7 protein-coding genes are annotated in these 6,293 nt (G+C 65.8%); 4 read left to right on the top strand and 3 right to left on the bottom strand.

Features of this window, described 5'->3' with window-relative positions; translation table 11 throughout:
* From BCD49_RS06435 to BCD49_RS06425, 3 genes are all read left to right on the top strand, one after another.
* The coding region (locus BCD49_RS06435) for an IS6 family transposase (RefSeq protein ID WP_071041269.1) at nt 1-531 on the top strand (531 nt) is incomplete at its 5' end.
* Nucleotides 532-598: 67 nt separating this feature from the next.
* Nucleotides 599-988, top strand: coding sequence for an integrase core domain-containing protein (locus BCD49_RS06430; protein WP_007515085.1), 390 nt, complete (start codon nt 599-601; stop codon nt 986-988).
* A gap of 132 nt (nt 989-1,120) precedes the next feature.
* Nucleotides 1,121-1,333 carry a hypothetical protein gene (locus BCD49_RS06425; RefSeq protein ID WP_007515086.1) on the top strand — a complete coding sequence of 71 codons (213 nt, stop codon included), beginning with the start codon at nt 1,121-1,123 and terminating at the stop codon, nt 1,331-1,333.
* Here BCD49_RS06425 and BCD49_RS06420 read toward each other — a convergent pair whose 3' ends face one another.
* Nucleotides 1,334-1,525 carry a hypothetical protein gene (locus BCD49_RS06420; protein ID WP_071041270.1) on the bottom strand — a complete coding sequence of 64 codons (192 nt, stop codon included), beginning with the start codon at nt 1,523-1,525 and terminating at the stop codon, nt 1,334-1,336.
* A gap of 154 nt (nt 1,526-1,679) precedes the next feature.
* Complete coding sequence (locus BCD49_RS06415; protein WP_007515089.1) at nt 1,680-5,276, bottom strand: tetratricopeptide repeat protein; 3,597 nt, start codon at nt 5,274-5,276, stop codon at nt 1,680-1,682.
* Between the two features lie 210 nt (nt 5,277-5,486).
* Between BCD49_RS06415 and BCD49_RS40325 the strand changes: the two genes are divergently transcribed.
* Nucleotides 5,487-5,723, top strand: coding sequence for a hypothetical protein (locus BCD49_RS40325; protein ID WP_083401291.1), 237 nt, complete (start codon nt 5,487-5,489; stop codon nt 5,721-5,723).
* 39 nt (nt 5,724-5,762) lie between these two features.
* On the opposite strand, the gene BCD49_RS06410 is transcribed toward BCD49_RS40325, so the two are convergent.
* A partial coding sequence (locus BCD49_RS06410; protein WP_071041269.1) for an IS6 family transposase occupies nt 5,763-6,293 on the bottom strand: 531 nt, incomplete at its 5' end.

Below are 6,293 nucleotides of genomic sequence, written 5' to 3'. Positions count from 1 at the left end.
TGGGTGCAGCGGTTCACTCCGTTGCTGATCGACGCCGCCCGGCCGTGCCGCCACAGCCCGGCCGACAGATGGTTCACCGATGAGACGTATGTAAAGGTCGCCAGCCGCTGGACGTACCTGTACCGGGCGATCGACCAGTTCGGCCGGGTCATCGACGTCCTCGCCTCCGAGAAACGGGATCTCGCCGCGGCCCGCCGGTTCTTCACCCGGGCGCTGTCCCACGGCCGACGCCCAGTCGAGGTGACCACCGATCGGGCCCCGGCCTACCCACGGGTCCTCGACGAACAGGTGCCCGCCGCCCACCACGTCGACGCCCGGTACGCGAACAACCCGATCGAGGCCGATCATGGYCGATTGAAGGCGCGGCTGCGGCCGATGCGCGGCCTCAAACGGCTGAGCTCCGCCCAGGTGATCGGCTCCGGGCATGCCTTCGTGCAGAACGTTCGCCGCGGCCACTACGAACTCGCCACCGACACCGAACCCCACCAGCGGCTCGCGGCAGCCTTCACCGAACTCGCCCAGGCCATCTGACCAGGTAAACCACCGGCCCTTACCACGCCCCACGCCGGCTCAACGCAACACCGCCCGCCACCTCGCCATGGACCTGGACGGACGCCTCGGCCGCTTCCGGTTCCTCATCCGCGATCGGGACACGAAATTCCCCCAGGCGTTCGACGACGTGTTCGCCTCCGAGGGCGTGCAGGTCGTGCGCACGCCGCCACGGACACCACAGGCGAACTGCTACGCGGAGCGGTTCATCCGCTCTGTGCGCGAGGAGTGCACTGACAGGATCATCCTGTACGGCGAGCGCCACGCCGCCGCGGTGCTCGACGAGTACACCCGCCACTTCGACGATCATCGGCCCCACCAAGGGCGCGACCAGCGCCCACCGAACCACGACCCGGCCGCCGTCACCCCCCTCGACGGCCCGATCCGTCGCCGCAAGATCCTCGGCAGCGTGATCAACGAATACCACCGAGCCGCCTGACCGAACAACGAAACCGCAGGCCAGGCACCCGAATCGAGTTCTGGCACGCTACAACACGGTTCTTCACACGGCGGCGAGGTGATCTGGTTCCAGCGGTCTCGCGAGAAGGCGAGACAGGACGAGGGAGGAACCATGAAGCGACGACTGCTTGCGGCGGCCACCGCGGCCGTACTCACCACCGGCATCACCACGGTGACCATCGTCGGCACGACCGGCACCGCGATCGCCAAGCCCATGACCTGCGCGCTCATCGAGCCCTTCGAGGAGTGGCTGCTCAGCGACATCGTGCCCCCGACCACGGGCATCAAGGGCGCCCTCTTCCACTGGTACTTCACCAACTGCTGATCAGCGATTCCCGGGCTCCGCCACCGCGACCAGCTCGYGGATCTCGCGATTGAGGAGCTTGCCGGTGGCGGTGCGCGGGCGGGCGTCGGCGACGAGGTGCCAGTGGGTGGGGACCTTGTCGTGGGCCAGGGTGGACCGGCACCACGCCTCGAGGTCGGCGGGCGTAGCGCGGGGTTCGCGGTGTCGTCCCACCAGCCTGACCCGCCATGCCACGGGATGACAGCAGGTACACGGGGGGATACCTGCCCTGGCCTCGGCGACCAACCTGGCCGCCTGCCTGCGGTCRCTGGGGCAGCGGGCGGCGGTCGCTGTGCTGACGAGGACGCAGCGCTGCGGTCGCATCCTGTCAGCGATCCCGGTCGGATCTCATGGACGCCCCGAGTACCTCTGCGGGGTCGCCGAGACGTCGCACGTCCGCCGCGGTCGTGGCGACTTCTGCCGTCAGCCCGGACATCTGAAAGAGATCCCCTATGGAGCGGAAAACCCCAACAGTATTGGCGGCCCTGTCCGGATGATCCGCACAGTAGGCACGCAGATGGGTGAGCGCCTCGCGGCAGGCGGGGACGCCAGCTCCCATGAAGATCAACTCAGCGAGATACCCTAGTTGGACCAGGGACCTCGCGAGGGATTCTCGATGCTCTCCGTCAATACTCGCTAGCTCGCGCCAGATTTCGACCGTCTTTCGGGTATAGGCCCTGGCTGCACTGTAGTGGCCGGCCGTGTTGTAGAGCGACGTAAGGCTGCTGAGCGTCCGAGTCCACGACATCATGATCGCGTCGCGACTCACGGGTGCCTGCTCTGACGACCTTCCACGGACATGTCCCGGACCAGGCGTGTCTTCTAGCTGTGACACGAGATCCGACCACGTCGCCGACGCCTCGTCCAGTAGAAGGATCGCCCCGTCATCTCCCCCAAGCGCATCGAAGTAGGCGACCTGGTGCAGGGATCGGGCAAGTGGGTGAAGTAAAATGCCCGGCGATGCCGCTTCCGCGCCGCGTAGGAGCTCCAGCACGTCGCGCGCGACGCTGCGGACGTCGTCGCATTCCAGTCCGAGCTCGCTAAGGGTATCGACCAGGTGCCCCGCCTGTTTCTCCAGCCAGGGGTACCGCCGGCCATTCCTGATTGATTCGACGTCCGGAAGTAGGCCTGCGGCCGCACGGAGTGCATCGACGGCCTTGACCGGGAAGCCGAGGTGAACATGACAGCGAGCCAGCTCGCACAGGGCGCGGTTGAACTCGGGGTTGAACCGGTCGGGGAGTTGCAGCGAAAGCTTCCAGTATAGTTCGGACGCCTCCTCGAGCGCGACGCGCGCCTCGGCGAAGTCTGATCGCGCCGCTTCCTCCTCGCCGGCTCGACGTCTTCCCAGTCCGATCTCAAGGATCGTTTGGCCGATCGAGAGCTCGATCTGGGCAAGGTCGGGCAGATACTTGCCCGCGGCGTCCTCGGCCGCAAGGCGTCGATATCCGGAAAGCGCCTCTCGATAGTGCCGTAGGGCATCGGCGTCGCGGCCGGATTCCCGTAGCGTAGAGCCGATATTGAAAAGAATACCTGAGAGAATTTCCTCGCTATCGTCGCCGCCTGACTGTTGGCACAGACTCTTGGCTTCGGTGGCCGCCGCAAGACCCTTGTCGAGCTTGCCAAGCCCGCTATAGCTACCAGCCAGGGAGCTCAGTAGCTGGGCGTGAGAACTAGGTGATGCAACACGTTCTGGGGTGAACTCCCTGGCCAGTCCGTCGGCTAGCTCGCCCACCTGTACCGCGTCATCGTGCCTTCCGAGCTGGGCATAGCGGACGCTGAGGCAACCGAATAGTTGGAAAGCCAAACGAATCCACTGTTCGAGGTTCTCCGTCGTATTCGGATCCAGTTTGGTAAACTCGACAACGGCTTCCTCGGTAGTTGTGAGCGCCTCGTCGTAGCGGCCCGCGTCCGCATACCTTTCACCAAGCGCGATCAGCGCCCCAACGTGGTATGAACGCATCTCCGGCCCCTCGCGGGCTGCCAGCAGCTGGGTGGCGCAGGCACGAAGGTAGGTGAGACCGACAAGCAGTGCGGCGGCTCCGGCCCCGTGCGGACCAAGAGCGTGCTCAGTAGTGGACACAGCTACGATGAAATTGAGCTCGCGATATGTCAGCCAACAGATCCACAACGCGCCGTTCAGAGTGCCGGCGAGTTCACCGTCCGCATTGGCCAGCGCCCGGTCGACCAGCTCCTGGATATGGTCGGCGAACAGGTCGCCGAGAACCCTGGCTGGCTGCTCCCTCCGCTCCGCCCCCCGCCCGAGCACTTGTAGGAGCCGCGCAAGATGCCTGTCGCCGCAGGCAGGGCTCCGGTAGATCGCCGAGACGACCTCTGCGAGGTCGGCGCTTTGAGCGTGCAGCTCCTCGGCCAGGAGATCCGGACCTATCGAAGAATCCGGGTATACCGCAGAAAGCCATTCGGAGATCTTTGAACGGAGAGTCGGGTCCGCGAATTCAGGGAAGGCCTTCAGCAGGTCGAAGATCTCAGCCCGGCTCGGCGTCACGAGACTGACGACAAGGACCGCTCGATTGGCATGGGATGGATGTAGATCTTCCAGTCGATGCGCCGGCAGATGCGCTGTCCACGCTCTGCGCTCACGTCCAAGGATTTGAGCGAGGACCGTCTCTCGGGTGCTCCGGCCGCCAGCCGGATGATTCACGGTATCGCCCTGCGCAGCGAGCAACGCGGCCATGTGAACGAGCAGCGGGCTTGCGAAGTCATCGCCGGCGACGTCGGGCGGGGTGTATGCAGAGGACCCGAGGTGGTCAGCGAATGCCCGAGTCGCGCGCTCGGCGTGCAACATCCGCTCCTCCTGGTCCATAGGGTGATCCTCCAGAGTGACACGAAGGTCTACCATCTCCGTGACCGTCTGGTCGGTCGCGTCGGCGAGGCGAGACCACCACGAGTCGGAGGCGCCGGTGGCATGTCGCGCCAGAAGCAACACGCGGACCGGAGGTCCTGCCGGCCGATGTGCCAGCGCCGCGAGGCCCTCCTTCACAAGGTCCGACACCTGGTCCGAGTAGTCGAACACCAACAGCGATGGACTATCGACCAATGGGCCTCTGGCGAACGCCGGGGCGTCGACCATGCCGGCGTCCCAGCGTCTGGATCTCATGTGCGAGCACAACTCCGTCGCCAGACGAGTTTTTCCGCTGCCTCCTTGTCCGACGATGAGCGCGACGCTGAATATGTCCGTGCGTTCACACCACTCCACGAGCTCACCCAACAGGCGGCTGCGCCCGAGGAACGGAACGACACCGTAGCGCGGGTTGAGAAGCTGTGCGGGAAGGTACCTGCCCGGCAGGGGAGTGTGGGCTTCGCGTAGATAAGGATGCGCGGACCGAGTCGGCGGCGAACTCTCGGGAAAGCGGTCAAGGAGCCGCGAGAGGACGTCCCCAGGCGTGACAAAATGGCGGTAGCCGGTGCGGACGCCAGACGCCACATCGATCAGGCGGCAAAGTTTGTCGTAGTGCCACACCTCCCATCCTCGAAGGCCGAGGCGCTGTGCGTAGCCCTCCAGGAGAGCATCTACCACGTCGATCCCGCCGCTTCTTGGTGCGGGTGAGAGCACTACGTTGGTGGTGAGCAGAAGAAACTCGGGACGCCGACCTCCTCGGACCCGGTTCGATCCCGGGTCCGACCACTTCTCGAGTTCGGTCCTGACCTGGCCGACGAACCATCCGGCGTCGCGCGTCGCGCCCTCCGGCCGGCGTCGATACTTGGCCTGGAGCACTCCGTAACCCTGCCAGCTACCGCCGCTGACTCTGTCCCGCAGCAGATCGAACGTGCCCTCGAACGAGGCTTCCCGTCCTCCGTCGGGGCCATCACCGAAGACGTGCACCTCCGACCCCAGCTCGGACACCGCGAGCGCCTGCGACAGATGTTCGAACTCTCGGTCGCCCAGCCGGTTGAGATCGTAGTCCACGTACCCGATTCTGCATGGCTCGGCGAACGATCGACGATGGCGTCGTGGATGATGCTTCCGGGTAGCCCGCTCGCACGATGGTCCCGTCGACGTGCGGATCCACCAGTCGGCTGGCGGACAGGGAGCGACACCGGGAATGAGGCGCCGCCTGGCTCCGCCGGCGTCGACTTTCGGAAGTGGTCGATTGCCAGGACGGCCTATGCTATCTCCATGGATGCGGTGGTCGTGGCAATGGGGGCCTGGTGCGACTATGTGACCGAGGACGAGCGCCGCGGCACACCATCCGCGGTGCCGCGGCCTTCGGGGAAAGACAACTCGTCCATGAACACGCTGCACTTTCGCATCGAAGAGTTCGCGACTCTGCGCGACGGAAGACGCCTCATCTTGACCAGAGATCGTGGCTGGAGCGGAAAGCTGTCGGGAGTGCCACCGGCGGTGTTGCGTTGAGCCGGCGTGGGGCGTGGTAAGGGCCGGTGGTTTACCTGGTCAGATGGCCTGGGCGAGTTCGGTGAAGGCTGCCGCGAGCCGCTGGTGGGGTTCGGTGTCGGTGGCGAGTTCGTAGTGGCCGCGGCGAACGTTCTGCACGAAGGCATGCCCGGAGCCGATCACCTGGGCGGAGCTCAGCCGTTTGAGGCCGCGCATCGGCCGCAGCCGCGCCTTCAATCGGCCATGATCGGCCTCGATCGGGTTGTTCGCGTACCGGGCGTCGACGTGGTGGGCGGCGGGCACCTGTTCGTCGAGGACCCGTGGGTAGGCCGGGGCCCGATCGGTGGTCACCTCGACTGGGCGTCGGCCGTGGGACAGCGCCCGGGTGAAGAACCGGCGGGCCGCGGCGAGATCCCGTTTCTCGGAGGCGAGGACGTCGATGACCCGGCCGAACTGGTCGATCGCCCGGTACAGGTACGTCCAGCGGCTGGCGACCTTTACATACGTCTCATCGGTGAACCATCTGTCGGCCGGGCTGTGGCGGCACGGCCGGGCGGCGTCGATCAGCAACGGAGTGAACCGCTGCACCCA

This window comes from Pseudofrankia sp. EUN1h, from assembly GCF_001854645.1.
In the GTDB taxonomy this organism is placed as follows: domain Bacteria; phylum Actinomycetota; class Actinomycetes; order Frankiales; family Frankiaceae; genus Pseudofrankia; species Pseudofrankia saprophytica.
This window is presented reverse-complemented; position numbering and strand designations above follow the sequence as displayed.